This window comes from Paenibacillus qinlingensis, assembly GCF_013204845.1.
Classification (GTDB): domain Bacteria; phylum Bacillota; class Bacilli; order Paenibacillales; family NBRC-103111; genus Paenibacillus_E; species Paenibacillus_E qinlingensis.
Map to the genome: position 1 here is coordinate 394,982 of NZ_JABMKY010000002.1, position 24,412 is coordinate 419,393.

At 43.4% G+C, this 24,412-nt stretch carries 21 protein-coding genes, 1 riboswitch and 1 other annotated feature; of the genes, 2 read left to right on the forward strand and 19 right to left on the reverse strand.

All coding sequences use genetic code 11. The features are described from left to right. Positions 1–163 precede the first annotated feature (163 nt). The 15 genes from HQN88_RS05170 to HQN88_RS05240 all read right to left on the reverse strand — a co-directional run bounded on the left by HQN88_RS05170 (position 164) and on the right by HQN88_RS05240 (position 16,281). The gene (locus HQN88_RS05170; protein WP_173109164.1) at positions 164–1,504 is read right to left on the reverse strand and encodes a sugar phosphate nucleotidyltransferase; all 1,341 of its coding nucleotides are present in this window, start codon (positions 1,502–1,504) and stop codon (positions 164–166) included. A 39-nt stretch (positions 1,505–1,543) separates the two neighbouring features. Beyond that, positions 1,544–2,659 (reverse strand): glycosyltransferase family 4 protein, encoded by a 1,116-nt coding sequence (locus HQN88_RS05175; protein ID WP_173109165.1) that lies wholly within the window; start codon positions 2,657–2,659, stop codon positions 1,544–1,546. Next, complete coding sequence (locus HQN88_RS05180) at positions 2,656–3,480, reverse strand: DUF6492 family protein (protein WP_173109166.1); 825 nt, start codon at positions 3,478–3,480, stop codon at positions 2,656–2,658. Before HQN88_RS05180 ends, HQN88_RS05175 begins: the two co-directional genes overlap by 4 nt. Before the next feature lie 136 nt (positions 3,481–3,616). After that, positions 3,617–4,708 carry a toxic anion resistance protein gene (locus tag HQN88_RS05185; RefSeq protein WP_246320050.1) on the reverse strand — a complete coding sequence of 364 codons (1,092 nt, stop codon included), beginning with the start codon at positions 4,706–4,708 and terminating at the stop codon, positions 3,617–3,619. Positions 4,709–4,723: 15 nt separating this feature from the next. Beyond that, positions 4,724–5,383 (reverse strand): hypothetical protein, encoded by a 660-nt coding sequence (locus HQN88_RS05190; protein ID WP_173109168.1) that lies wholly within the window; start codon positions 5,381–5,383, stop codon positions 4,724–4,726. A gap of 143 nt (positions 5,384–5,526) precedes the next feature. Then, positions 5,527–6,312 (reverse strand): carbohydrate ABC transporter permease, encoded by a 786-nt coding sequence (locus HQN88_RS05195; RefSeq protein ID WP_246320079.1) that lies wholly within the window; start codon positions 6,310–6,312, stop codon positions 5,527–5,529. A 128-nt stretch (positions 6,313–6,440) separates the two neighbouring features. Then, positions 6,441–7,322, reverse strand: a complete 882-nt coding sequence (locus HQN88_RS05200) for a carbohydrate ABC transporter permease (protein ID WP_173109170.1) — start codon at positions 7,320–7,322, stop codon at positions 6,441–6,443. Between the two features lie 66 nt (positions 7,323–7,388). Further along, positions 7,389–8,720: an ABC transporter substrate-binding protein gene (locus HQN88_RS05205; protein WP_173109171.1), complete on the reverse strand. Its 1,332-nt coding sequence runs from the start codon at positions 8,718–8,720 to the stop codon at positions 7,389–7,391. A gap of 128 nt (positions 8,721–8,848) precedes the next feature. Then, positions 8,849–10,309 carry a helix-turn-helix domain-containing protein gene (locus tag HQN88_RS05210; protein WP_173109172.1) on the reverse strand — a complete coding sequence of 487 codons (1,461 nt, stop codon included), beginning with the start codon at positions 10,307–10,309 and terminating at the stop codon, positions 8,849–8,851. Then, positions 10,287–12,077, reverse strand: coding sequence for a cache domain-containing sensor histidine kinase (locus HQN88_RS05215; protein ID WP_173109173.1), 1,791 nt, complete (start codon positions 12,075–12,077; stop codon positions 10,287–10,289). Before HQN88_RS05215 ends, HQN88_RS05210 begins: the two co-directional genes overlap by 23 nt. Positions 12,078–12,333: 256 nt before the next feature. Next, on the reverse strand, positions 12,334–13,443 hold the full coding sequence (locus HQN88_RS05220; RefSeq protein WP_173109174.1) for a GNAT family N-acetyltransferase: 1,110 nt from the start codon (positions 13,441–13,443) through the stop codon (positions 12,334–12,336). Positions 13,444–13,490: 47 nt separating this feature from the next. Continuing rightward, positions 13,491–13,571, reverse strand: a riboswitch (ZMP/ZTP riboswitch). A 71-nt stretch (positions 13,572–13,642) separates the two neighbouring features. Then, positions 13,643–14,251: a LysE/ArgO family amino acid transporter gene (locus tag HQN88_RS05225; protein WP_173109175.1), complete on the reverse strand. Its 609-nt coding sequence runs from the start codon at positions 14,249–14,251 to the stop codon at positions 13,643–13,645. A 63-nt stretch (positions 14,252–14,314) separates the two neighbouring features. Continuing rightward, the gene (locus HQN88_RS05230) at positions 14,315–15,226 is read right to left on the reverse strand and encodes an aminoglycoside phosphotransferase family protein (RefSeq protein ID WP_173109176.1); all 912 of its coding nucleotides are present in this window, start codon (positions 15,224–15,226) and stop codon (positions 14,315–14,317) included. A gap of 65 nt (positions 15,227–15,291) precedes the next feature. Continuing rightward, positions 15,292–15,558, reverse strand: a complete 267-nt coding sequence (locus HQN88_RS05235; RefSeq protein ID WP_173109177.1) for a hypothetical protein — start codon at positions 15,556–15,558, stop codon at positions 15,292–15,294. Between the two features lie 108 nt (positions 15,559–15,666). Further along, the gene (locus HQN88_RS05240) at positions 15,667–16,281 is read right to left on the reverse strand and encodes a DUF3221 domain-containing protein (RefSeq protein ID WP_173109178.1); all 615 of its coding nucleotides are present in this window, start codon (positions 16,279–16,281) and stop codon (positions 15,667–15,669) included. Positions 16,282–16,438: 157 nt separating this feature from the next. Between HQN88_RS05240 and HQN88_RS05245 the strand changes: the two genes are divergently transcribed. After that, positions 16,439–16,864 carry a DUF1801 domain-containing protein gene (locus HQN88_RS05245; protein WP_173109179.1) on the forward strand — a complete coding sequence of 142 codons (426 nt, stop codon included), beginning with the start codon at positions 16,439–16,441 and terminating at the stop codon, positions 16,862–16,864. Positions 16,865–16,904: 40 nt separating this feature from the next. Here HQN88_RS05245 and asd read toward each other — a convergent pair whose 3' ends face one another. The 4 genes from asd to uvrA all read right to left on the reverse strand — a co-directional run bounded on the left by asd (position 16,905) and on the right by uvrA (position 23,703). After that, positions 16,905–17,990 carry an aspartate-semialdehyde dehydrogenase gene (gene asd, locus HQN88_RS05250; protein WP_173109180.1) on the reverse strand — a complete coding sequence of 362 codons (1,086 nt, stop codon included), beginning with the start codon at positions 17,988–17,990 and terminating at the stop codon, positions 16,905–16,907. 156 nt (positions 17,991–18,146) lie between these two features. Then, positions 18,147–18,408: a binding site (T-box leader), on the reverse strand. Positions 18,409–18,468: 60 nt separating this feature from the next. Continuing rightward, entirely contained in the window at positions 18,469–19,557 is a 1,089-nt protein-coding gene (locus HQN88_RS05255; RefSeq protein WP_173109181.1) for a hypothetical protein, read from the reverse strand. 117 nt (positions 19,558–19,674) lie between these two features. Then, the gene (locus HQN88_RS05260) at positions 19,675–21,198 is read right to left on the reverse strand and encodes an MDR family MFS transporter (RefSeq protein WP_173109182.1); all 1,524 of its coding nucleotides are present in this window, start codon (positions 21,196–21,198) and stop codon (positions 19,675–19,677) included. Between the two features lie 21 nt (positions 21,199–21,219). After that, positions 21,220–23,703, reverse strand: coding sequence for an excinuclease ABC subunit UvrA (uvrA, locus tag HQN88_RS05265; protein ID WP_173109183.1), 2,484 nt, complete (start codon positions 23,701–23,703; stop codon positions 21,220–21,222). 214 nt (positions 23,704–23,917) lie between these two features. Between uvrA and HQN88_RS05270 the strand changes: the two genes are divergently transcribed. Continuing rightward, entirely contained in the window at positions 23,918–24,355 is a 438-nt protein-coding gene (locus tag HQN88_RS05270; RefSeq protein ID WP_173109499.1) for a MarR family transcriptional regulator, read from the forward strand. Positions 24,356–24,412: the final 57 nt, after the last annotated feature.

The window sequence follows — 24,412 nt, forward strand, 5'->3', positions numbered from 1 at the left end:
AAGCGACGCTTGCCCCTTCTTTATGCCTGAGTTAGTCGATATAATCGACTATCTCGAGGGAACCGGCACTTTCACTCCTGAGTTAGTCGATATAATCGACTATCTCGTGGGAACTGACGCTTTCTGTCATGAGTTAGTCGATATAATCGACTATCTCCTTTCATTACCATGTTTGTGAATACCGAGTGATATCCTCTTGTGACAGTTCCTTGCCCAACAGAACTTCCATGAATTCAAGATTCGTAACCGCCTTGATGCCATGCCTGATGCCAGCAGGAATCAGGATAACATCACCTGCCACCAGTCTATACAGTTTGTCCCCCATAAGAACTTCACCAATGCCAGAAAGAATGGTTAAACTTTCTTGCCGATTCTCATGCTGGTGATAACTGGTCAGATTCCCCTGTACGATTTTCACCATTTTAATTATGCTTTCTGCCCCATGTTCATCCTTCCAATAATTCATAATTTGATAAGAGCCCCATCTCTTCTCAACTTGCATTGGGAACTGGGTGGTCTGTGCTAGCCTTTCTTTAATCAGATGTGCTTTCTCCTTGTGTGCAATCAAAATTCCATCCGAACTTGCCGCGACAATGAGATCCGGTACACCAATGACTTCTATGGGATAAGGAAGTTCGTTGATAAGATGCGTATTCATGGAATCATCCGAGATTCTTCCTGAACCAATAACGTTTTGCTCACAATGAGGGGTTAGCGCCTTCCATGTGCCTACATCTTGCCACAAGCCTTCATACCGTACAACTACAGCGTTAGGATTAGGCTCAACAACTTCACGATCGAAGCTATTATTGGCAAGTTGTTCATACTTATCCAGCCACATATCAACCTGGTCTGGCTCCACCTTGTCCTTCAGGTACTTCAGCATAAACCCTAATCGAAAGGCGAATACACCGCAATTCCATAAAGCATTCTTTTCAATTAATTGGAGGGCAGCACGCTCATTCGGCTTTTCGATGAAGTGATGAATACGAGCATACTCTTCTTTTCCTCCTGGTAACAGCGAAACAATATAGCCGAATTGATCGGAGGGCATTGTCGGATTCGTTCCTAGAAGAGCAAGATCAGCCTTGGATCGTGAGAGGATATCTGGTAAACGGTGAAGTAACTGGAAAAACGCAGAATCTGCATATGTGTCCACTGGGAGAATACATATCGTTTCATCCGAATCAACTAGCATGCGTTCATGCAAATAAGTGACTGCTAAAGCAATGGCTGCATAAGTTCCTCGTTTATGGGGTTCACTTATGATAGGGATGTGTTCGCCAACATACGTGCGAGTTATCTCTACTTGACTATGATGTGTGACGATACAAGTGGATTGAAGTAAACCTACCTCATCCAATTGTCTGCATATTCGCTCAATCATCGATTCTCTAACCCCATGGGTAGATTTCAAAAGCTTAAGAAACACCTTGGAGCGAATCTCGTTGGATAAAGGCCATAGCCTTTTACCTGACCCCCCGCACAAAAGTACAATACGCAAGTCAAATCCTCCTTTCCTGGGGAACATCACGCTTCACCCTTATTTCTTGGATTGAATGACTTTTTCAACCACATGCTTCATCAACATCCCTGCACGTGACCAAGTTAACTGAAGGACATCTAATCTTCCTTGACTTCCTTTGCGCTTACATAAATCGGGATTATCGTAGGCTCTCCTCATATTCATTCGTAAACTATGATGATCAGGTTCAGCCCACAGTTGTCCCTTCTCAGCAAACAGGTAACTGAATGAGCGTGAAATGGCATGTGGACTTTTCATACTTATGGACGGGTTCTTCAGCTGATACGGAACGAGGAACGAGTTATTGTGTGTAAGAAAATCCATTTGCCCACCCCAAGCAGTCGTGATGACAGGGATGCCGCTGGCTAACGCTTCTAGAAACGGGAGTCCTACCCCTTCGCCTCGCGTAGGAAGAACGAAAGCATCTCCAAGGGTATATAAGCCCTTCAACTGGCTTTCGCTTAAACGTCTGCCTATTATGACAACCGGAGCTGTATCTTTTTTTATTCCCAATCTCTTTTTGTATTGCCATATTTGTCGTTGAATCCATTTTTCATTTTCAAAAGACACGTAGCCGTTCGTTTTGATTACAAGAATAACGTTATCTTTGGAAGAAAATTCTTCCCAATACGCACGCAGCAAACCTTCTGGATTTTTACGGTGCTGAAAGCCAAAAACAGACACGAAAGTAAACTTGCCTGCCGCGCGCGGCAATACATATTTCTTATTGTTCGGATGAAAGGCCTTCGTATCAACACCATGAGGAACAATGTAAATGGGAACGGTAACCCCGCTATTCTGAAGTGCACGCTTATTGTGTTGTGTGGGTACACAGACTGCATCAAATTTATTCATATGAGAAAGCCATTCATTTGGCGTTTTACTTGTTTCCCAAACCGTATTTAAAATGATGGAATCATATAAACTTCGTTCACTATGCCAGTGAATATGGCTCGGAACATCATGATAGATTAGCACTTTTTTGCCCATGGAAAGTCTTCTGCCAACGCTCATTTGGCCAAACCTGACATCTACGCCATTCCGTTTCAAGGAAGCCGCATAAGTTCTACTTGCATGACCAAGTCCACTCGCTTTGTGTACAGGTCCCTTCCAGACAACTACATAGGGCTTCATTGGGTCACCAACCTACGGGTCTTAACATATCCCTTGCGTTTATGCAGGGAAATCGATCGGTATCTTTTAGCCAAGGAAGACATCCTAGAAGATGTAATTTGGGCATTGCTCAAATGTAAGCTCTTATTTAATGCAGGCTTCAAAATCATCTTGTGCGCTTCGGATGCATACAGAAAATTACCATACGTTTCAAATTCTGAAAAAGCAAACTGTTTGGATCTATTCATACTTTTCATAATGGCGGTATACCAGGAACTGTTATGTTTGGACTCAATGTACTGTTTCAACTGTTTGACTTTTGATTTCTCGAATAACATATAGTGGGTTACAAAAGATAGTCGAGCCGAACGATTTCTGCCCATTAATTTTCGATACGTATTGAAATATTCGCCCTGACTCCAGTCCCGACAATAAAATACTGTCTTGTCGCCAACCTTGAATACATGCGGTCGTATGAGCACGGTATCTGCATCAATGACCATATAATACTTGGACGTGCACAAAGTATCTCCATTCAATTTAAGTAACTGTTGATATAACCATCCAGTCCGATCCCACGTTTTGGATTGATAATGGATGTCCTTTTTCGTGATAGGGAGAACGGTATCTTCATGAACGAATCGGCATCCTTTTCTCTCACATAGATCGAGAATTCGCTGTTTCCGTGGTGCCACAATGATGATTTCACCAATCGGATGCTTGACATATTTCCTTACCGCATCAATGACAAGGGGGAGTGTCCCCAAATCCTTTTCAATCGCTGGGATTAGCACATCAATTTGAGGTGTCTTGCTAAACTCTTCTTTAATTTGCATGAACATTTGCTCATCTCCATTATTCAAACATATGAATTATCATATGTCAGGAGAATGAAATGGCATGGGTTAAGCGGCATGAGGCAAGCACAAAAAAGCCGCCAAGGATGAGATCCTTGACAGCTTGGTCAACTTAACTGATTTATTCCAAAAGCCCGCTAAGCTCAGACGCTTTAATTTCTGCATTCGTTTTATTTCCTGGTGTTAAGCCCAGCCTTTGCGTCATTTGCTGGCTGATATTACCAAGCCTTTGCGTGTGCTCTGTTGCGGATTGGATGATTGTCCGATTGGACTGTTCAAATAAATCCAACGCGGCGAATAGGTCCGTCATGCCTCTCTCAATCGAATCCATTTGCAAGCCTGGTTTGCCAAGCAGCTCATTCGTTCGTTGTGTCGTTTCTTTTAACAATCGCGAATTATCCTCAAACATTTTATTCAATGTTGAATTGGCGGAATTAACCGCTTCAATCGTTTGAACTTGATCTTCAATGGCCATTGAGATCATCGCCGAAACCGTTAGTAGATTCTGTGTTTTATCAATGGTCGCATCTACGGCATCAATAAGCTTATCGTTATTATCGTTAATGATATCTGTTCCTGCAATCGCTTGTTGATATAGAATGACCATCTCTTGAAAGGATTGAATCCGCGTCACAACTTTACGAAGTCCTCTCTCCAAATGTATTTTGCGATTCTCATTCTCGGGTTTGGCGATTTCAACTTCGAAAAGCTGCTTTAAATTCTCCCCCATCGCAATTCGCATTTGCAAATTATAGACGGATTCAATAGAATTTTTCTTCAGCGTCTTCATATACGCCATGTTCTCTTCTAGCGTTTCTTTCCCATTACGAAGGGATTGTACAATGGCATTTACGTTTGTTTTCACGGACTGATACTTATAAATGTAGTTCTTGAGCGGCGTTTTCTTCATCATTTTCTCAAAAAAACCAAGCTGCTTGCTCTTACTCAATGAATCGATTTCGCCGCGCAATTTCAGTATGTTGTTCTGGACCTCTGAGCGTTTGCCCGACATCAATTCATTCACTGGTCGCTCTAGCATCGCTAGGGATTGTCCAGCCTGTTCCATCGTTTTGGATCCCATGCGTCCAATCGAATCCATTAGGGTTTCTAGTTCCATCGTATCGGTCGAGGAAACTTTCTCAAGTAATTGTTTGGCTTCTTGCTCCACTTTCTGCAAATCGGTCGATTTTAATTGCACCAATTGAGTTGTCAAATTTTCCATGCCTCCTTAATCTGTTGAACGATAACGCTGTTGAATTAATTCCATGCGTGTCTGCAATTCAATTAAGTCCTTTTGCTCGATGGTTTCTACATAGTCAGTGAGCTTGGAGTTAATATCCTTGATTCCTGTAAGAAGAAGACGACGATTTAACCGTTTCGCTTCCCCTCCCAGCTTTAGAAAGGGATTAATTGCACCATTGAGATCCTTAAAAATTAATCGCTGTATGTTATGATTCATATTTGCATCGTTGAGCTCTTTCAATTGAGGAATTAACCGACCTACCCGGGAGAGTAAGCTAAGTGTCTTTTCGACAATTTCATCATCTAACGTATTCTTCTGCCCCTCCGAGATCATCGTTTCTTCAATGACATGGATGTACTCAGCAATTGGCCCCCAGAAAGGATCACTTTCATCTTTAAGTTCATCTGCGCTAGTATTTATGGCAGCCGGTGCAGGCTTCCTATTGGGAGCAGGTTCATCTATAACTTCAGGAGTCGTTGTTCCCTTTATAGCTTTGGAAGGACGTCGTAGAATTAATATAGTTCCGAATGTCAACACTGCTGGTACTAATAAATTAATGGCTTCCGGTAAGAAACTAGTCGTAATGAGACTGACGACATAGCCTGCAATGGAGATGCCTGCGGCGACTTTGAATTGCTTTTGCATACACGTTCACACCCCTATTCCATTGTGTTACCCATTAAAATCATATCTCCCCTAGCGATTGATGTCAATTTATAGCAGGCAAAAAGCCAGATAAACGCATCACGCGTCTACTGGCTTTATCGGTTTTCACGACTGTTATCTGATTATCCTTTCACAGCTGTATTGGAAATGCCTTGAATGATGAACTTCTGACCTAGCATAAAAACGATAATCATCGGCAGAATGGCTGCACTCGCGGCGGCCATCATTCCGTTGTAATCCACATTAAATTCCATAATAAAATTTTGCAAACCTAACGGAATGGTATATAATTTGCGATCTGTCAGAAACACGAGCGCGTTCTCGTAATCATTCCAATGCCACGAGAAATCGATGATGGCTAACGTAGCCATTGCAGGTTTGGCCAAAGGAAGCATTAGTTGAAGAAATATGCGATAATGACCTGCTCCATCCATAAAGGCTGATTCTGAGATTTCGGATGGAATCCGAATGAAGAACTGCCTCATTAGAAATACACCGAAAATAGAGATCATACCAGGCAGAATAAGTGCCCAAAGTGTATTATAAATACCCACCCATTCAAACATGATGAATTTGGGAACGAACAATACCTGAGGAGGAATCATCATCATCGACAAATAGATGAGAAACAACGTATCTCTACCTTTGAACGTAATTCTGGCGAAGCTATACGCAGCCAATGACGAAAGTAAAGTTGCACCAATTGTACAAACAACAGCTACTTTGATGGAATTCATATAATATGTCGCAAATCCCATACTGCCTGTCCACACCCGAATATGATGTTCCATATTAAAATGGGACGGAATCCAGCGGATCGGATATTCAAACACTTCAGCTGGCGATTTAAAAGACGTACTAATCATCCATATGAATGGCATAATCATAGCCAGACCAAGGATAAACATGATAAGTGTCGTTCCTGCTTTTATTAGGGTTGAGAGCGGAAACCGCCTCTTGGTTTGAGATTTTGCACCTGCTCTAATGTTCGATTGCACAGTAGCCATCGAGGTTACCTCCTACTCCATTATTCACCTTAATAGTGAACCCATTTCTTTTGCCCAAACCATTGGACGAATGTAATTGCCGCGATAATTAAGAATAAAACCCAAGATATCGTAGATGCATAGCCCATTTCATAATAGCCAAACGCATTCTTGTAGACGAATAGAGATAAAATGGTTGTACTGTTTCCAGGACCACCTTGTGTAATGGCTTGGATCAACCCAAACGATTTGATCGTCATTATTAATCCGGTAATGAGAAGTAGGAACGTCGTCGGGCTGACAATTGGAAAAATAATCGATTTAATTTTGACCCATCCACTTGCGCCATCCACTTTAGCAGCTTCAAGCAGTTCAGGAGATATCTCCTGTAACGCTGCTAAATATATAATCATATTATAACCGAGCATGAACCAGATCCAGATGATATCAATGGCCATCATAGACGTTTCCGTAGTAGATAGCCAACCTGGTGGATTGGACACGCCTATGGCTCTTAACAACTGATTGATTGGACCTTCAGAAGGTTGAAACAACAGCATCCATACGAAAGCAACAGCTACACCACTTGTAATGTAAGGAAGGAAATACATGGCTCTCAGCAGTCCTTTGGCAAACACATGCTTATTCAACACAAGGGCTACTAGAAATGCCAGCAGAATGGAAATAGGTACTGATAAGAGGTACCATCCCGTATTTCGCAGCGAAACGTAGAATAGGTCATCATGGATGAGACGCTTGAAGTTATCAATGCCCACGAAATGATAATTGGGATTGGCGAATTGATAATTTGTGAAAATGAGGCCGAAAGAGAATATCGCCGGTACGATAAAAAAGAGAAGAACGCCAAGCATGTTAGGTGCAATAAATAAATAGCCGGTGAGACTTTGTCTGGCCATCCAGTTTTTCTTCACATCCGATAACCTCCCTTAGTATGCATACAGGGGAACCAGCCGAAGCCACTCCCCCTGCTTTTCTAATTATTTGGTTGTTTTCATATATTCATTATGACGTTTGACCATAGCCGCCAAAGTTGTAGCTGTATCTTGCTTGCCTAAGAAAAACTTCTCGTATTCTTCTCTGCGTAGGTCCATGACTTGTTGAGGCAGGTTACGCGTAAACGTAGGCGTCTTGTTCTCGAACAGTACATATTTCAAAGAAGGAATATCATAAGTACTCTCATTTTCACCTAATAGCAGCTTCAAAGCATCCTCAACATTCGCATCCTTGGAAGCAGGAATCCGTCCTCCGGAAGCAAGCGGCAGCAATCCTCCGTCTGCATACCATTTCAGGAATTTCCATGCTGCATCTTTATTCGCCGTCTTTGCATTAATCGAAACAAAATCACCCAATCCACCACGACCGATACTATTTTGCTCATTGCTGTCTAGTCTCGGAACAGGCGCGAAAGCGATTTTAAACGTTCTTGGATTGTCTTTGAGGTTATTGGAATTCCGGAAAATCCAGGAACCTGCATTCAACATGGCGCTCTCACCTTTAAGAAACATCGTTTCTACAGGCATCTTGGTTGTCAACTGTTCGCCAAGCATAGGCGTACTCTTGTCCTTCATCATGGTATTCAATGTATCTAACCAAGTACCCATCAATGGATTATCAAGATTTGAGCTGCCCTCTTTTTTCGTGTACCCATCGTGAGTTAATGCGGAATCCAAGGAATCAGGGAACGACTCTAAATGCTGGACAAGCCCAAAGCGCTTATCGGCTTTCAGTTTCGTGGCATAGTCCTGCATATCCTTCCATGTCCAGGATGTAGGCACTTTGAGTCCCGCTTGTTCGAGCATCTCTTTGTTAAACCACACGAAGAACGTACTCTTAACGGTTGGAATACCGTAATATTTACCATTAACTTGCCAATCCTTCGACGTCGAGCCCATCTTCTGTTCAATGTTATAATCAGTATAGCTGCTCATATCCAACGCTACACCAGCATCTACACGCTTCTTCAAAGCCGTGCCTGAATAGTTCACGAATAAATCAACACTTTGACCCGTGAGTAGTGCCGTATCTAATTTCAGATTACCTGCGTCGTCATTTACATAGCGTTCATACTCCACTTGAATGTCTGGGTTTTTCGCATTCCAATTGTCGACCACAGCTTGAGGACCGGATTCTGGCGGAACGCCACCCCACATTTTCAGCTTGACGACCTTGCCAGTGGCTGCTGCTGTAGTACTAGGGCTAGTCGTACTGGCGCTGCTGGAGGCTGAGTCACCAGATGTATTCCCGCATGCTGTAAGACCTAAAGTAAGAGCTAGTGCACCAAGCATCATTGTGTTCTTTCTCTTTGTCATTTGGATTGACCTCCTGCAATTGATTACTTACTGTACCTACTTTATCACCCATTCCGAGCCCAAATAAGAAACAGAATCCATGAATCTATAGAACAAAAGTCACATTGTCGAAAAAACGCGAAATGGGTTTATATTCGGTTTCTGAAGCTTGCAGGCGTCCCGCCGGTGGAACGTTTAAAAATCTTAATAAAATAATTATCATTCGCGAACCCGACTCGTTCACCAATTTCACTTATTGTTCGATCCGTTTCGCGCAGCAATCTTTGGGCATGTTCAATTCGAATCTGATGCAAATAGTGAATGATACTGACTCCCAACTTCTTCTTAAATAGACCGCTAACATATTTATCATCCATGCAAACTAACTTTGCCAAAGTGTCTAAGGTAATTTCTTCGGCAAAATGTTCGTGCAAATATGTAATGATCTTGTTGATTTCGGGATGATCAGAAATAGGTATGCGCGAAGCGCTCAAGTGTTTGAAATGTGCTTCCAAACGAGCCAAGAACGCCGATTTAAAATTTATATGATCGGGCGCAAGTATCACCTCTTCATCTGAAGTGGTAAGTTGAGATATTCTCTCACATAAATGCACAATTCTCTTTGCTGCTTGCTTCACTTGCTGCTGAGGCGCATTCTGAACTTCGAATTTCCCCCACAACTCGTTCACAGCTCCTGTAACGGCCTCCCATCTTAACTGTTCTAAGTTATGCCAGATTTCATACTCAAGCCCCCAGGTATCTGCAGTTTCGCGCAGAGGAGAACTCACAGAAGTGCATAGTTTCGCACTAAAAGTCGGATTGTACCATTCCTCATTTAACGCAACTAGAACGCTTTGCCACGTATCCATAAGTTGCGTAGCTGGTTTTAATTCTGTATATATCAGGCTATAAGGTAAGTTACGCTCCGTAGATATGCTGAATTGTGAAGTGGCTGGTAGCCACATGAATAGGTAGCTAACACCTTCAATGGTCAGCGAATGCCAAACAGCTGCGGATGCCATATCATTTTCTATCAAGTTGAGAGCCGTGAAATCATCTAATGTGTATGCTGAAAGCCCGTGTTGTACCGCGATGATGCTCAAATCACGTCCATGAACACCTGGAACTAGGAGCTCGCTTCCCAATCCATCCGTGGAGTCAACTCGCCCAACCATTAATTTCCACAGCTTACGATATACGACTTCAGCATCTCGTATTTCGGCATTTCTACGCTCGAGAAGCTCTTTGTGTACCTTGCTCATTGTCTCTGCTAATGTCGCGTGATCCATGTAGAGCTTGAGCATATAACTCGTCGCTCCGAACTCCAGCGCTTGCTGAACGTTGTCGAAGTCACTCATAACCGTTAGCATGACGAAACGGCTCGTGAAACCTTCCCTGCGCGCTTGCTTCAACAATTCCACACCATTCATGAGGGGCATCACAATATCGGTAATGACAACGTCGGGTTGGTATTCCCGAATTCTCTCCATCGCTTCTAAGCCATTACCTGCTTCTCCAATAATAGTGAAGCCCATTTCCTTCCAAGGCATCGTTTCTTTTACTTTTCTCCGAACAAAAACTTCATCTTCAACGAGTAGAACGGTCCACATGGGAATCACTTCCTTTCTGGTAAGGTGTGGACATGAGGAGCGGAAGCTGGATACGAACCATGCAACCGTGTGATACTGGAACGAAATCAAGACTCGCTTCCTTCTTAAAAAGTAGGGCTAAACGCTCTCTCAAATTTTGTAAAGCGATTCCGTTATGGTCCTTTTTGGATACCCCTTCGCTATATATGAGACCAACGCCATTATCGACTACCTCGAGCATAAGATAAGTATCTTTCGTATACACATGGATCGAGATATGACCTTTCTCTTGAATTTGTGAAATACCATGATAAATCGCATTTTCCACGATCGGTTGAAGGCTAAGTTTCGGAACGAGTGCATATTTCAAGTCATCGGTATACACATAATCAACTTGAAATTGCTGATCATATCGGAATTGTTGGATATAGATATATCCTCGGACAAGCTCTAACTCTTGTTCCAAATGGATGAGATCTACATCGAGTTTCAGTCCTGCCTCTGTTAATCTTCCCAGCGACACACAAATTTGAGGAATTGCGTTGTCCCCTTTTTCCAATGCCAACCAGCGTATTGTGTTCAACGTATTCAACAAGAAATGAGGATTCATCTGCGAAAGCAGCATTTGGAATCGACTGGCTTCCTTCTGCCGTTCCTCAACTTTTAAACGCTGCACAAGGCCGTTCATATCGACAATCATTTGGTTGAATGCTTGTACGATTGGCTGGATGTCCCCACCATACTTTTGATCAGGGAGACGTACTTTCAGCTCTTTACGAACGACATCGAGCATTTTAGCTTGAATGAGTCGAAGTGGACGCGTGACCGCGGATGCGATAAGAAACGTGATTATCATGAAAGCGATTGTGAAAAAAATAAGTGTGCCCATATAGGCGTTCTGAATCGAACGAAGCTCAGCAAAGAGCACGTTAGATGGCACTGTTTTGATTAAATAGGCATGGAAGGATGGGACAACTGTATAGTTAATAAACGTACTTCCTTGTATGAAAAAGCCGTTACTAGAACCGTCTGTAAGCAAACGATCGATAATCGGTGCTTCCAAAGGCATGGTCGACTTATCTGCGCCGGAATGTACGATTTCGTTTCCTTCTTGATCAATCAAATAATACTGCTCGGAAGTTGGACTTCCGTTAGTAGCTGATTTAAACCAGCTTTCATAGTCCACAGCGATGTGTATAATCGCTCGAATGGTGCCATCTGCGTCCCTTATCGGCGTAGAAATAGCAACTAGCTGCGAGCTTTTGTTAACATCAAATAGTACTTCATTGCTTTCCAACTGCCATTGATACGGTGCAGAAGCTGTTAAAGCGCTTTTAAACCAAGGTTTTGCCTGTATCACTTCATAATTTAAGCGCTGCGCTGGCGGGAATGAGGTATACACGTTACCGAGTAAATCAGCAATCGTGTAGAAAACAGGTGGGCTAGAGATGAACAGACTATTCGTTACCGAGCGAAAACGTTCTTCAATTTTACGTTGATTCACGATTTGATCGACGGCTTCCGGCATCTTTAACACTGAAATGACGGATGAATCTTGCTCGAACATCGTAATCGTCTTGAAAGTCGTGGCGAGTAGACTTTCAAGAGATTCATTCATTTTGTTCATTTGTAGGAGGCTTTGTTCACTCGTTTTTTGTTGTAAATTGAGCTTCACTTTTTGAAAATTATAAATATCCAAAACAGAGAACGGTAGAAGAATAAGTACGATGAAAGCCAGAAAAAGGCGATATTTCAATGTCAAAGATGAAAACCAGTTTAGTAACGGCACTTAAATTCCTCGTTTCAGCTGATCGATGTCAAATATTTTTTAGTCTAACATAAAGGGCTCTGAAAAGAGAACAATCCGGGAAGCCCCCTCTCATTCTAAGAACTTCCACTCAACCGTTCAAGAAACAAAATCCACTATTTCATAGAACGATTTACTGATTTATCAGAACTAGATCGAGTTTCACACGCGAAGAAAGCAAAAGCTGCCCTCAAAGTAGATTATTCTACTTCTCGGACAGCTTTATTAGATATACTACTTATTCAATCTTTCGTTCATATAAATGAGCGCTCCAAGCGTGACTCTCGTATCTACCCTGATGAATGAAACCAAGGCCCCGATAATAGTCGTTCAGTGTTGGATTATCTGCCATACAGTCTAAACGCAGCCAGCCTTTACCCTTGTTCTTTATATAGTCTTCTGACCAAGATAATATCCTGCTGCCGATACCCTCTCCCTTGTATTTCCGCGCGACGACTAAACGGTGAACGTATCCAGCATCATCATGAAACAAGTCTCCCCAAATCTCTTCGTACTGCCACTGGATGGAAAAACAACCAATTATCTCACCGTTCTGACATGCGACAAATACTTCTTGGTCATGAATGAAAGATGTTAAATAGTCTTTGGTGAACGAATCCACTCTCCACTGAGTGAATCCCTTTGACACTTGAATCCATTGGGCTGCTTCAACAAACAATTGCTGGATTTCATCTACATCGTTTATTTGAGCTTTCCTAATGACAAATAAATCGTTCTGCTGCTGCGCTGCCGACTTCTCATCTTTGTGCCAATGATACTCGATTTTCGCAGCCGCTGCGAGAGCTCTTTCTTCGCCAAATAGCCTTGCAACGACATAAAGCGCAGCATCGAATCCCGCGGTAACCCCCGCGGACATCACGATCTTGCCATTATCCACATAACGAACATCTTCAACAATCGTAGCATTAGGTGGTACAATTTCGCGCAATACATCAAAGGCATTTCGATTCGTCGTCACTCGTAATCCATCAAGTAAGTTTGCCTTCGCTAACAAGAGCGCACCTGTGCAAACTGATAAAACAATTTCAGCGCTTGCAGCGGTTTGGCTAATCCATGATGTAGTGATTATGTTGTTCATTTCAGTTCGCGATCCTAGACCTCCAGGTACAATCAAAATGTCTGGCAGTGGGCAATTGTCAAAGCTGTATTTGGGATGGATCGTGAGACCACTAACTGTTGTCACAGGTTTTTGCTCTTCGCCCACCGTGTAGACCTTGAAATCCTTGCCCCAATTACTTGATACTCCAAACACATCAAACGGACCGGCAATATCCAATAGATCTACTTTCTCATACATGAGGACTGCCACATTTCTAGCTCGTTCCATTGCATTCTCCTCCTTGAAATGAAAAAAGTATTTGATCGATTGATCAAATACTTTGCCCAGGCGAACGGCTGTTATGGAATATGTGCTCCCCCGTAGTGATCTACGTTTCGCCAGTTACACATACCAAATATTCCCTTTATTATAGTCGGACATGATTATGAAAATCAAGTGAAAATTATTCCGTCATGCCATATTTTGTTTAGACTAATTGTGTAAGTAAATAAACGGAAGTCACCCACATAATTATCGCGGATACTTTGTTGAGATACGTCATAAATGTGTTCGACTTATCTAATTTCCCGACCTGTCTCCCCACGACGGCAAGTGCCAAAAACCAAATCCATGACACAAGAATACAAGCAATCGCAAATACCAGTTTTTCTTTTCCAACATAGTGGATAGAACTTGTCCCAATAACTCCGATCGTATCCAAAATGGCATGTGGATTTAGGAGTGAAACCGATGCGGCAAATGCAATCTGCTTCTTAGGAGATAGTGCTTTCTCATCGGATGAGGTAGCGGCAGGTTTACTTTTCCAAGTCACAATCCCCATATAGATAAGGAAAAGAATGCCTAGTACGAAAAGCACGAACTTAATTGCAGGTATAGTTACGATAACGACGGATATGCCTAAAATAGCCAACGTAATTAGTGCAGTATCGCAAAGTGCTGCCGTAAGAACGACTGGTAGTGCCCTAACTAAACGAGGTTGTGTCACACCTTGATTAAAAACGAATACATTTTGAACACCTAATGGTAAAATCAGACCTGCTGATAAAAGAATTCCTTGGAAGATGGCACTAAGCATGATGTATTTCTCCTATCTACAAATCATTTACTTACATTTAAAAGAAAGCGGAAACGTGCTGAATCAATTTGATTCACAACGCTTCACATGCTCGCTGAGCACCTCGTCAATCGTGCGTAGCGAAATGGCGGCAAGCCCTGGATTCTTGTCTATGTAGTAGGTGTAAGCAATTAATCCAAAAGAAAGCGCCCAGCCGCGTCCTCGCGACCAAGTTGCTTCATCGACCGTTAACAAGGCGCGGAAATGCTTTCGGCTCTCAGGTGTAAGAAAAGTCCATGCAACCATGAGGTCGCAAGCAGGATCACCCACACCTAACGTACCGAAATCAATCACAGCGCTTAGCTCCCCTTGCTCTATAAGAAGATTCCCCGGATGTAAATCCCCATGTACCCAAACACCCTCACTCTGCCATACACGAGCTTGAAGCGCCAGATCCCATACAGCCTCAGCCACATCAGTGTTAATCAACGTGTTCAAGCTTGCGATGGCATGTCGAACTTCCACATCTCGCTTTGCTAAAGGTTCACCCCTGCCAGAATTGTGAGAACCTGGGACTGGTCCACCAGCTGGATCGATTGTTTGCATGGCATGGATGAATTGCGCTAGTGCTGTTGCTGCTTGGTTATAACTATTTAGATGTCCCACTGTCGCATTCTCGCCTTCCAGCCAACGATACACCGACCAAAACCATGGGTAGTCTTCCGTGGGAATTCCTTTTGCTAGTGGCACTGGAATGGCTATCGGGATCAGCGGGGCTAGCTTTGGAAGCCAACGTTGCTCCTTATCCACTTGTCCAATGGCCCAATCAACGTGAGGTAAACGAACCGCCATATCCTCACCAAGGCGAAAGATCACATTGTCTGTTCCTACTGAATCCACAGGTCGTAGAGGCAGTTCTGCCCATTTTGGAAATTGTGAGGAGATCAGTTGTTGCACGAGTTTCAAGTCCATATCTATCTCTTTTGAATGGCTCATTCGAACACTTCCTTTTGAGTTTTGCAAGATCATCCAATTATCACATCTGCACCTGCGTACCAGCATCACCCGGTTCCAAGAGCAAGAGCAAGCACAAACCCCAATTCAATCCCCAAACTCAAACCCCAATTCAATCCCCAAACCAAACCCCAAACCAAAGCCCACACCAAAGCCCACACCAAAGCCCAGACACCGCACTGGCCTAGGCGCTCAGCATAAAGTGAATAGATGGAAAATATGTAGTTATTTTCACGTTTTTCTACGCCTAGTTTGAAATAACTGTAAAAAGTACAGCTAATATCAATGGAAATCGCTGAAATCAACTGAATCAAGAGAATTAGATGTACCTTTTCCATTTAATTTCAGAATTTCAGCCTAAGCTGTCGAAATAGCTGGAGTGTTTCCAGTTATTCGAATTTCTCTTACGCTTACCTCCGCACCTAGCTGTCCAGAACGAGCTTAGTCACAAATTTCTCAGTACCAAAATCATATCCTGCAAACCAAATTTTCGCTTGCTTACCCACTATTATATCGGAGAATTGTGCTGGGCCGCTTCCCTTTCTTAGTTGCGCAAATGGAAGTAATCTATGTTTCACCCCATCAATTTCGATGATACGCTCTACATTTACGCCTTCACCAGTGGTAACAAATCCTGTGACCTTACCATTGGCATCACCGACACCACGATCTACTTCTATGATTTCAAAACGAAGCCCCGCAGCTTGACCAGGGTAACTCGTCAGCATCATACCGTCCGTCCATACTTTAACGGTAGACCCAATCTGAACCTCATTCACTTGTAGCTTTTTCCCATTAAAATTTATAGTTGCATCATCTGACACGCTATACCAAGCAGCATCAGGCATTTTCTTGTCTTGACCAATGAATTTATCGGATGATACGACAAGCAAACTACCCTTCTCATTGATCGCCGTGATTTTCCCGCTTACTTCGACTTGATCTTCTTCAATCTGTCGATCACCGCAACCCGAAATCAGGACACCTATAAGAATCGTACAAAGAACCATCGCCAACCAATTTCGCTTTGTCCACATGAACATATCCCCACCCTTCTTCCGCTTGGTAATACACAATTTCCGTTGTATGTATTAGACGGTCGCTCCTTGATAATTGTTTCTATTTCAAGCCATACTTTGGTAAAATGATCATGACTCGCCATCACATCGGTATTATCAATAAGGAGTGTTTTCAATGGCATACGAAGCCAAAATGAAAGAAACGGATAGCAGTGTCCTTGAGTTTATCGAAAATGTGGAAAGTGCTAAAAAGCGTGAAGACGCTTATCAATTATTAGATATTTTTACAGAAGTGACAGGTTATGAAGCGAAAATGTGGGGTCCAAGCATTATTGGTTTTGGCACTTATCATTACAAATATGCATCAGGTCATGAGGGCGATGCGCCTCTAACTGGTTTCTCACCGCGAAAAGCCAAGATCAGCTTGTATTTTGCAACAGGAGATGATCGGGAGGAATTATTAAAGCAGTTTGGCAAGCATGAGGCTGCAAAAGCTTGTGTCTATATCAATAAAGTTGCAGATATCAACGTTGATATTCTAAAAGCTTTAATCAGTCAGTCGGTCTCATTCCTGCAGGAACGATTCCCAAGCCATGATTAAATTAAAACAGCAAGCATCCCAGATGCTTGCTGTCTTGATTTTATTTCGCTTGAATATAACCTTCCGCTTTAAGCAACTCAGCGATTAGAACCGCACCACCAGCTGCGCCGCGCAAAGTGTTATGCGACAATCCAACGAATTTATAATCGAACATGGAATCTTCACGCAGTCGTCCAACGGAAACGCCCATACCGCGCTCAATCTCGCGATCCAGCTTCGTTTGCGGTCTATTTTCTTCTTCAAAGTAAGTAATGAACTGTTTCGGAGCACTCGGCAGATTCAACTCTTGCGGACGACCTTTGTAGTTCAACCAGCGAGCAAGAATTTCTTCTTTGGATGGTTTATTCTCGAAAGAAGCGAACACCGTTGCTAAATGTCCGTCCGTTACTGGAACGCGGATACATTGCGTCGTAATTAGCGGAGAACTCGCTTTAACGATTTCATTATTTACAATACTGCCCCAGATACGCAGCGGCTCTTGCTCACTTTTCTCTTCTTCCCCACCGATGTAAGGAATCACGTTATCCAACATCTCTGGCCAATCCGTGAAGTTTTTACCTGCGCCTGAAATAGCTTGATACGTAGATGCAACCACATTCGTTGGTTTAAAATCTAACAAAGCGTTCAGAGCAGGCACATAGCTTTGGATGGAGCAATTCGGTTTTACAGCAATAAATCCAGTCGATGTTCCAAGACGTTTTCTTTGCGCAGCAATGATCTCAATATGACCTGGATTAACTTCTGGGATGACCATCGGAATATCAGGTGTCCAGCGGTGAGCTGAGTTATTCGAAATAACAGGCGTGCCTGTTTTCGCGTAAGCTTCCTCTAACCCTTTAATTTCATCTTTTTTCATATCGACAGCACAGAAAATGAAATCAACTCCAGTGGCAACTTCCTCCACTTTCGAAGCATCTTGCACGATAATTTGTTTCACATTTTCAGGGATTGGTGTAGCCAGTTTCCATCTGCTTTGAACAGATTCTTCATATGTTTTACCTGCAGAGCTGCTGCTTGCTGCAATGGCAGTTACTTCAAACCATGGATGTTGATCTAACAATTCAACGAATCTCTGGCCAACCATGCCAGTTCCTCCAACGATACCTACTTTTAATTTTCTCGACATTCTATATTCAAATCCTTTCGCATTCGTATGATACTGATGATAAGCATCTTAATATTAAATTCAAACCGCTTATTACTGTGTGCCTAATATTATAACACGTGCGCAAAGTTTCTTACGCAATAACAAAAAAATCCCACCCCCAAGACTATTGCCAGTCTTAGGGACGAGATTAAAATCCTCGTGGTACCACCCAGTTTCACCAATATGTCGCCATATCAGCCTCTTCAAGTACGACAGGCACAGAGCCTTGCGTATACTTTAGCTCTATAACAGGAGCTCCTGTCACACCATCCCCCACAATTGGTTCCGATGTGCTGCTCTGAGGCTTTGTTCAATAAAGTTCTCTTTACTCCTTTTCAGCGGACGGAGCTCTCTGTGAAAGATTTCGTTTATTTACTCTTCTCTTCAACGCATTTGTTATTGCGATAATATTATCAAATAACGAGAGGTACGTAAACAATAAATTTTGGAAAATGTCTTATTTTTCTTGAAGGGCACCATTTGGATTCGTCATCCACCTAGGCCCCACCCATGTTTCAATTAGAAAACTCTCCGTAAATTTGTTACGGAAAAGCCCGATAACGTGAACCTTTTGCGGGGAAAGTACGAACGAAAGCGTACTGTCAGGGTGAGGCGAATCTTGAAGTGAAGTTGACTGTTGTAGGAGGAGATACGTATCTACGCGTTCAAAGTTACCCACCTGTTGCAGTTCCAACTGTATCCATTGCGGTCCAAGCCAAGTTTCAACCTGAAACCACTTCGTCTCCGTCACATGGCCGTAGGTTAGCCAATCCTCTTGAACGGCAACGATTCGTACATCCTGCGGTGAGATCATCCCGTTCATACCAGTAGATGTATCCTTGGAGCTGTATATAGGTGTATTTTCAAATAAAGTAACAACACTTGGAAATCCAGGTTGAGATGGCGGCTTAATTTTCGATGCCTCTTCCGCGTATCTATTCATTACTTTGTGCATAATCGAAATGGCTTCCGCATTCGTCAGATTGTCTTTCGGGCGGAAATAAGTTGTCGATGCGCTGTCTAACAAACCGTACTGATAGGCGCTTTGAACTAGCCCTTGATGCATTTCTCTGATGTCTTTGAAATCTAAGAAAACTTGTCGCGTATCCAATTGATTATTTGCCCCGCCTCCCTGTACGATGCTGAACGACAGCAATTTAATTAATCCGCCTACTGCCGTCTCCCGGTTCACATGTTGCGCATACTTCGGGGCCAGATCATAGATATAGCCAGCAATCAAATCGTCTTCCTTGCCTTTGGGAAGCTGTACCCCCATCTTCATCATCGTTGCCCAGTTTCCAATATCAATCGGCTCGTCATATCGCGCTGGGTTGAGAACGTAGAAGTAGAACGAGTTCCACTCTTCCCTCGTGATCGGCCCTTCCATCGAGCTGCCGTCCTTATACGGCACGATCTGCTGTTTATAGTTCTTCATTTCAGGTTCAACCCAGTGCGACTCTGCCGCGAATGACCGTAATGGAAGCATAACTAGCATGAGTGCCAACAGGATCGTTACTTTGTGCCTAAATAGAGCTGCTCTTATCAATACTCATCACTCCAAACGTTATTTACTACTCAATTAGACGATATAGTCCACCAATAGTTTCCAGTTCAAGCAATGAAATATTGAAAAAAGGACTACCCAGAGGCAGCCCATCAAATCTTAATGAGAAGCCGAATAAGCTTCTAATTCTGCAGCAGGATCAAATTTCTCTTTACTCATAGCGAATGCTGCCACAAGTGCAATAACGGATGGAATGATGGCCCATGCAAAGGTATGAACGATCGATGAGGACAACGCCTCTGTAATTTTATCAAGAACCTGAACAGGGATTAGTTCCCGGGTTTCTGGTGTCAATATTTTACGCGGGTCACTTAGATCCACACCTTCTGGCATTTGACCACCTGCACGAAACATACCAGCTAATTGATTGGCAAACTGATGACTTTGAATGATACCAAATACAGTGATCCCTAGCGTCATGCCAAGTGAACGCATAAAATTGAGCGTTGAACTTGCTGAACCGCGTTGTCTTGCAGAGAAACCGTGAATTGCCGCGTTACTTAGCACGGAGAACGAAGCGCCGATACCTAGACCAACCAGAATCATGTAGATCGTTACAAGGAATCGGGTTGAATCCGTCGCTAGTGTCGTGAGTAAGGCTATACCTACTACAAGAATGGCTAATGTCGGAATCATGATGGAGCGGTATTTGAACTTAGCAAGCATGGAACCTCCACCGGCGGCAGTCACGACTGAACCGAGCATCATTGGCAGAAGAACAAGTCCCGAATTTGTTGCGGATCCGCCAAGCACGCCTTGAATGAAGATGGGAATGTAGATGGAAGCTGTAATGAATGCCGCGCCAGCAAACATAGCCATGATATTGCTCGTTGCATAGAGGCGGTTTTTGAACATACCAAACGTTATAATTGGCTCTTCTGCTCTGCGTTCGATAAAGATAAAGCCTACAATGAGCACGGCAAACGCGGCAAATAATCCAAGAATCGTACCGGAGTTCCACGCATATTGTTTACCCCCAAGTTCCAGTGCGAACATGAGACAAACGATGGAACCTACAAGCGCAAATGCACCGAGATAATCAATTTTTTGTTTGGAATGCTGGACGGATTCCTTATAGAAGAACGCGATCATAACGAAGGCAATGAAACCAAGCGGTAAGTTAATATAGAAAACCCAAGTCCAATGGATGTAATCCGTAATATATGCACCTAGTAGCGGACCAAAAATACTCGACAGACCGAATACCGCTCCGAACAAACCACCCATTTTGCCACGTTTATCTGCAGGAACGACATCAAACATAATAGTGAAAGCGATCGGCATGAGCGCACCGCCACCTATCCCTTGAATTGCGCGATATATACTCAGTTGAACTATCGTATCTGCTGTCCCGCATAAGGCAGAACCGATCATGAATACGATAATACCGAAAATGAAAAACCGCTTGCGTCCATACATATCTGATAATTTACCGAATATCGGCATACCCGCCATTTCTGCTACTAAATAAGCGGATGTCACCCACATGAATTTGTCAAACCCGCCTAGATCACCAACGATGGTCCCAATCGCCGTTGCAACGATCGTGTTATCCATGGATGCCATTAGAATCGCAAGCAGCAAGCCACCAATAATGATACCTAATTTATTTTCTTTTGCCATTACCTTCATTTCCTCCTCTTATCACAATATTAGTTTCAAAAATCTCCCCGTATGCGACGCTGAAACCTCAGCTACCTGCTCAGGAGTTCCAACGGCGACAAGCTTGCCTCCAGCCGCGCCTCCCTCTGGTCCGATATCGATTACCCAGTCGGATTCTCGTATTAGTTCCAAGCTGTGTTCGACAATCACAACGGTATTGCCTGAGTCTACTAACTTCCGCAGCAATGCGTGTAGCTTCTTGATATCCGAAGGATGGAGCCCAGTAGTGGGCTCATCTAATAAGTAAAGCGTGTGATGCTTTGTCGGCTTACTTAATTCTTTGGCGAGTCGGATACGCTGTCCCTCACCGCCTGACAATGTTTTGACGGATTGGCCCCATTTCAGATAACCGAGTCCAACCTCGCACAGCATCTCGATGATAGCCGCTATTTTTGTTTCCGTCTTGAGGATCTCGAGACTTTCTTGGATGGACATATTCAACAGATCAGATATGGATAGTCCCTTAAAATGAACCTGAAGAACCTCATCCGTAAATCGTTTCCCCTTGCAATCCGGGCATTTCACTTCCAGATCGGGTAGGAAATTCATATCGACGGACATTGTACCTAGACCTTGACATGTCTCACAACGACCACCTGATGTATTAAATGAAAAATGTTTAGATGTGAGCTTACGTTCTTTGGCTTCAGGCAATCCAGCAAAGAGCTGACGCAGATGTGTAAACACATCGGTATAGGTAGCGACATTTGAACGCTGCATTCTCCCCATTGGCATTTGGTCAAAGATAATGGTTTGACCAACATGGTCCATGCCAATAATTTCTTCGCATCCAGTTACATGTCCATTGCCTGCTTGCGCCAGGATATCAAAAACGAGTGTCGATTTCCCTGAACCAGAAACGCCAGTAACGGCGACCAAGCAACCTAATGGAAATGAAACCGATGGAATACTTATATTGCGCACCCCTGCTTCTCGGATTGTGATGTAATGTCCATTCCCTGCGCTGCGAAGCCGTTTCGGAGATGGCAGACTTTCTTCTCGCAAATAGGCACCCGTTATGGAGAACTCATTTGAAATTAAATCCTCTAGACTGCCCTCTCCTACAACAGCTCCTCCGAATTCTCCAGCCCCAGGTCCGATATCGATGATATGATCGGCAGCACGCATCATCTCGACATCGTGCTCAATCACAAGGACGGTATTGCCTAGATCACGCAACTGCTGAAGTACGCGAATGAGGCCAACCGTATCCCGCGGGTGCAATCCTGTAGTTGGTTCATCTAGGATATAGAGCACACCAGTCAAACCTGATCCTAGTAGAGAAGCTAAACGTAATCGTTGTGTCTCTCCACCTGATAATGTCACCGTTTGACGATTCAAAGAAAGATAACCAAGACCGACATCCATGATCCGTTTAAGCTTCGTAGGCATGTCATGAAGGATTGGCTCTAGCATATGTTGCCCTTCTGGCGGAATCGCTTTTTGTATTTCGCTTAACCACGAATAGACATCACCAAGTGACCATTCTGCTACTTCTGTGATTGTTGCTCCTGCTGTCCGTACTAGGAGTATTTCCTTCTTCAGACGCGCTCCAAAGCAATCTGGACACATCTTTTCATGGAAAAAGCTATTTTCCTTTTCCTGGCTGCCTTCCCCCTCTTTCTCCTTATAGCGTCGCCATAAGCCAGGGATAACACCTTCAAACTTCGTACCTTGGACTGGCTTGACGTGGGGAAAATGGCGTTTGAATGATTCGCTCTCAACTCCGTGGTACAGCAAATCAAGTTGGATTTCGCCGTATTCCTTCAATGGTTGATCGGGATCTAGTTCAAATCCATAATGCTTGGCAGCCGCCACTAGGATACGGATTTGAATATCACGATGGACGCCACTGAGCGAGGCAACACCACCTTCTCGCAGACTCAGCTCAGGATTGAACACCGCGGCTTCATCAATGGTCGCGACATGTCCAAGCCCACTGCACATCTCACAGGCTCCTTCCGGCTTGTTGAAAGAGTAGTGCGACATGCCCAGCTTTTCCAAGGATACATCGCAATGAGGGCAAATAATCGTCGAATGGACCATTTCCTCGTCATCCTCTACACGCAATCCTTGGTGCTCCCATGATGGAGTTATTAGTCCGCTGCAGGACGGGCATATGCGCTCCCCAAACCGGGAAAAAATAAACCGGACATACGTGTAAATATCCGTTACCGTTCCTACAGTAGAGCGTGGATTTCGGTTCGTCACATGCTGTCCAACACTTATGGACGGGGAAAGTCCTTCAATGTATTCGACCTTCGGTTTGCTTACTGATCCTGATGACATACCCATGGATTCCATATACTGTCTCTGGCATTCACGCTGAAGTGTATCCATCGCAAGCGTCGATTTACCAGAACCTGACGGTCCTGTTAGCACGACTAACTTATATTTCGGAATCGTTAATGTTATGTTTTTCAAATTATTCTCACGGGCACCCTTGATGATGATGCATTCATTCATCCTAATTCCTCCTATTTTTCGAAATCCACCTTTCTCTTTGCATGAGCAGAACGATTTCGTTATAATAAGCAATATTAATAATATGACTATCAAGTATCTCGTCAATAAAGTATCTTGATAATCAAGATATATTTCATCTTAAAAGGAGGGCTGTCTTTTGTCAAGCCATCAAGAATTAGAACCAACAGAACTACAGGAACAATTTACCTTACGCATGCGTGGCCTAGGTACTCGAACGGTGCTCTATCAGCAAAATGTCGCTACCTCGCTAGGGTTATACAATAACGATTTCATTTCCATCGATATTCTCCGAGAGAGAGGTCCGATTACCGCGGGAGAGCTGTCCAAACTAACCGGACTAACTACAGGCAGTGTTACTGCACTCATCGACCGGCTTGAGAAAAATGGTTATGTTCGTAGGCAGAATGACCCGAATGATCGTCGGAAAGTGATTATTGTGCCTTTATATGAAAATAAGGAAGAAGTCAGTCATACCTACCTCCCCCTTCACAGTGCGATGGTGAAACTGGCTTCCTCTTATTCTGAGGAAGAGCTTACTTTAATCACAACGTTTCTAGAGCAAGCAAGTCATGTGCTTGATGCGCAAATTGATCAACTCAGCGCAAAGCTTAGCAGCAAATCCTCTTCTTGATTAAAAAAGACGTTACCTCCAAGTTCATTGACTTGGGTGTACCGTCTTTTTTGTGCA